The sequence below is a fragment of the Henriciella sp. genome, from assembly GCF_049649345.1.
GTDB lineage: Bacteria > Pseudomonadota > Alphaproteobacteria > Caulobacterales > Hyphomonadaceae > Henriciella.
The window spans coordinates 1-3,619 of sequence record NZ_JBARZC010000341.1; the positions used below are offsets into that span (position 1 = coordinate 1).

Here is a 3,619-nt window from a genome sequence, read left to right on the forward strand (position 1 = left end):
CGAGATCGATATCAGGCGGGCCTCGCTTGAAGTGGCGTTGGATGACGCGGCGGTGGATGAGGCTCGCGCGCGGCTGGAGGGGCTGAAGGCGGCGCAAATCGAGAAGCTGGGCGCAGACGGGCTGAGCGTCGAGGAGACCGCGGCGCTGCGCTATGCCGGCACCGATCCGCGGATCGACGTGCTGTTTGGCGGCGCGGGCGAGATGCGGCAGGCCTTCGAGGCCGCGCACCAGAAACAGTTCGGTTTTGTCACGCCGGGGCGCGGGCTGGTGCTTGAGAGTGTCGGCGCTGAAGCGCGGCGGGCCGGGGCGGCGGCGGCCTTCCAGCCGGTCGACGCCGGTGACGGAGCCGCGCTCGAAGCGATCCGCCAGGCGCGGATGTGGAGCGGCGGGGAGATGGTCGACGCACCCGTCCTTGTCCGGAGCAAATTGCGCGCGGGCGATGAGATTCCCGGTCCGGCCCTTATCGCGGAGGAGACGGCAACGACCGTGATTGATGCGGGCTGGTCTGCGCAGGTGGCCGAACGCGGCGAACTTGTCCTGACACGGACGGTCCTGCAGGCGCGCGCAGACGTATCGGCTGGGGGTGCGCCCGACCCGGTGCTGCTGGAACTGTTCAACAATATGTTCATGGCCGTGGCCGAGCGGATGGGCGCTGTGCTCCGCGACACGGCGACCAGCGTGAACATCAAGGAGCGGCTCGATTTCTCCTGCGCGGTGTTTGACGCCGAAGGTCGGCTGCTCGCCAATGCGCCGCATATGCCGGTGCATCTCGGCGCGATGGGCGAGAGCGTGCGCACCGTGCTCAAGACGCGGGGCCCGAGCCTCAAGCCCGGCGACATGATCGCGCTCAACAATCCGTTCAATGGCGGCACGCACCTTCCTGATATTACAGTGGTTTCTCCGGTGTTTGACGCGGGCGGAAAGACGATCCGCTTCTTCGTCGGCAATCGCGGGCACCATGCCGATATTGGCGGGCTGACCCCGGGCTCGACCCCGCCGGATGCGACACGGCTGGAGGAAGAGGGGGTCGTGATTGATGATTTTCTTGTGCGCGAGGCGGGCGAATTTCGTGAGGACGCGTTTCGCGCGCTGCTGACCGGGGCGAAATATCCGGCACGTAATCCGGAGGCGAACATCTCTGACATGCGCGCGCAGATCGCTGCGAATGAGGCCGGCGCGCGCGACATGCTGGCGATGATTGCGCGCTATGGCTGGGCGGGCGTTGCGGCTTATGCCGGCCATGTCATGGATAATGCCGAGGAGAGCGTGCGGCGGGTGATCGACCGGCTGTCCGATGGCGAGATGCGCGTGGACATGGATGACGGGCTGCCGCTTTGCGTGTCCGTGAAGGTGCACCGTCAGGCGCGCTCTGCGACCATCGACTTCACAGGCACAGGGCCGCAGCGGCCGGGCAATTTCAATGCGCCGCCTGTGGTGACGCGCTCTGCTGCGCTTTATGCGTTTCGCTGTCTTGTCGAGGATGATTTGCCTCTGAATGAGGGCTGCCTGCGGCCGCTGGAGCTGGTCATTCCGGAGGGGTCGTTCCTCTCGCCCTCGCATGGCGCAGCGGTGGTTGCGGGCAATACCGAAGTCAGCCAGGCGGTGTGCAATGTCCTGTTCGGTGCGCTTGGCGCATGTGCGGCGGCGCAGGGGACGATGAACAACCTCCTCTTCGGCAATGCGCAGTTCCAGTATTACGAGACGATCTGCGGCGGCGCCGGCGCCGGGCCGGGCTTTGACGGGGCCCACGCGGTCCACACGCATATGACCAATACGCGGATCACCGATCCTGAAATTTTCGAGCTTCGCTATCCGATGCGGATCGAGCGATTTGCCATCCGGCAAGGGTCAGGCGGGGCCGGTGCACACCGCGGCGGCGATGGCGCCATACGGACAATCTTTGTCCTGACGGCGTGCGAGGCGACGCTTGTGGCGTCCTCTCGAAAGGCTGCGCCGTTCGGGCTTGGCGCGGGCGAAGCGGGCAAGGTTGGAGAGCAACGCGTTGTGCGCGCTGATGGCAGTGTCGAAGCGCTGGACGGGGTCGCCCGTGTGGATCTCGGAGCTGGCGATATCATCAGCATTGAAACGCCGGGCGGCGGCGGCTGGGCTTAGGCCGATTTTGTTTCGCCCGCTTCGGTTTGCACTTTGCAAATCTCGGCAAGCGTGCGCTTGAGCTGGCGAAAGTCGACTGGTTTTCTCAGGATACGGACCTTGTCATATGTTTCCGGCAGGGTGCCGACACCCAGGCCTGTGACGAAAACGAAAGGCACGCCGCGCTGCCAAAGGGCCTGGGCGATCGACAGGGACAATTCGTCATAGAGCTGAAGATCGAGCACGGCGGCATCGATATTTTCCTGATCGAGCGCCGCCATGGCGCCCTCGACAGAGCTGACCGGACCGGTAACGGCATAGCCGAAGGATTCGACTTCTACCTTAAGATGAAGCCCGACCATCAGCTCGTCCTCGACGATCAGGATGTTGGGGCGTTGGGGCATAATTCGGGTCCAGACAAAACTCATTGTCGGAACCAACGGGGCCGGGCCTGCAGAGTTCCGAAAAAATCAACTTATGGATTATTAACCATAGCTCGACCTGCAATGTGCGCCTTCAGGCAGAAAGCGGCGGGGCGGCCTCAGGGATAAAGGGCTGGACGACAATAAAAGGGGCGAAGACGGAGATACCGTCTTCGCCCCGATAATTGGGTTCAAAAGGTCCCGGTGACTAACCGCCGAATTTGATCCGGGCACGGACCCCGATCGTGCGCGGCGCGCCGAGCGTGGCATAGTGCGTGCGCACCGTGACCGGATCGCCATTGATGTCGGAGACGATCTGGTTCGCCAGTGGTGTGCCGACAAAGCCGGTCTCGACATACTCGTCGAACAGATTGTTGACGTAAAGCGCGACGGACCAGTCTTCGGCCTCATAGGTCGCCTTGGCATTGGCGAGGCCATAGGACGGGATGGCCACTGACGACCCGCGTCCACCGGTCCGGGTCAAAATATCACCCTGCCAGGCATAGGAGCCGTTGAAGATCAGCTGATTGCCGTTCTGCAGCGGCACATAATACTGGCCGAAGACAGAGAACTGGCTTTCAGGCGAGCCGGGCAGGCGGTCGCCGGCCAGGCCATCCTCGAACGCCGTGCCGAAGCCTGGCGGCGAGATCGTCCGGATCAGGAAGGGCACGTCTTCGGTCAGCTCTGTTTTCGCATAAGAATAGGACCCGCGAAGGTCGAACTGATCTGTGACCCGCCACGTGCCCTGAAGTTCGACACCCTTCGATTCAGCGCCGGACGCATTGACAGTAATCGGGATGTTCGCGTTCACCGTCGCCGAGGCAACCTGTGGATCGGTCCATTCGACATAGAAGATCGCGCCGTTCAGGACGAGATCACCGCCGAGCCAGGCTGTTTTTGCGCCGATTTCGTAATTGGTGGTCTGGTCCGGGCCATATTCGCGTTCGTCGAACTGGGCGATGTCGCCTGGATTTGGGCCATATTGCTGGCCGGGCGCGAGGGCACAGGCGCCCTGCGTCGCATCCGGATCATAAGGCGCGCAATCGCCCAGACCATTATTGTTACCGATCCTGTAGCCTTCACTGATTGTGAAATAGCCAAGAAA

Annotated in this window: 3 protein-coding genes; 1 reads left to right on the forward strand and 2 read right to left on the reverse strand. The window is 62.9% G+C overall.

Features of this window, described 5'->3' with window-relative positions; genetic code table 11:
• The coding region (locus WA989_RS09325) for a hydantoinase B/oxoprolinase family protein (protein ID WP_424340227.1) at nucleotides 1-2,113 on the forward strand (2,113 nt) is incomplete at its 5' end.
• On the opposite strand, the gene WA989_RS09330 is transcribed toward WA989_RS09325, so the two are convergent.
• Entirely contained in the window at nucleotides 2,110-2,496 is a 387-nt protein-coding gene (locus WA989_RS09330; protein ID WP_424340228.1) for a response regulator, read from the reverse strand. The two genes, WA989_RS09325 and WA989_RS09330, sit on opposite strands and share 4 nt — an antisense overlap.
• A 226-nt stretch (nucleotides 2,497-2,722) precedes the next feature.
• On the reverse strand, nucleotides 2,723-3,619 hold an 897-nt coding region (locus WA989_RS09335; RefSeq protein WP_424340229.1), incomplete at its 5' end, for a TonB-dependent receptor domain-containing protein.

Excerpts from the sequence above, each read along its gene's own strand:
- WA989_RS09330 (WP_424340228.1), bottom strand. The coding sequence starts at position 2,496 with ATGCCCCAACGCCCCAACATCCTGATCGTCGAGGACGAGCTGATGGTC.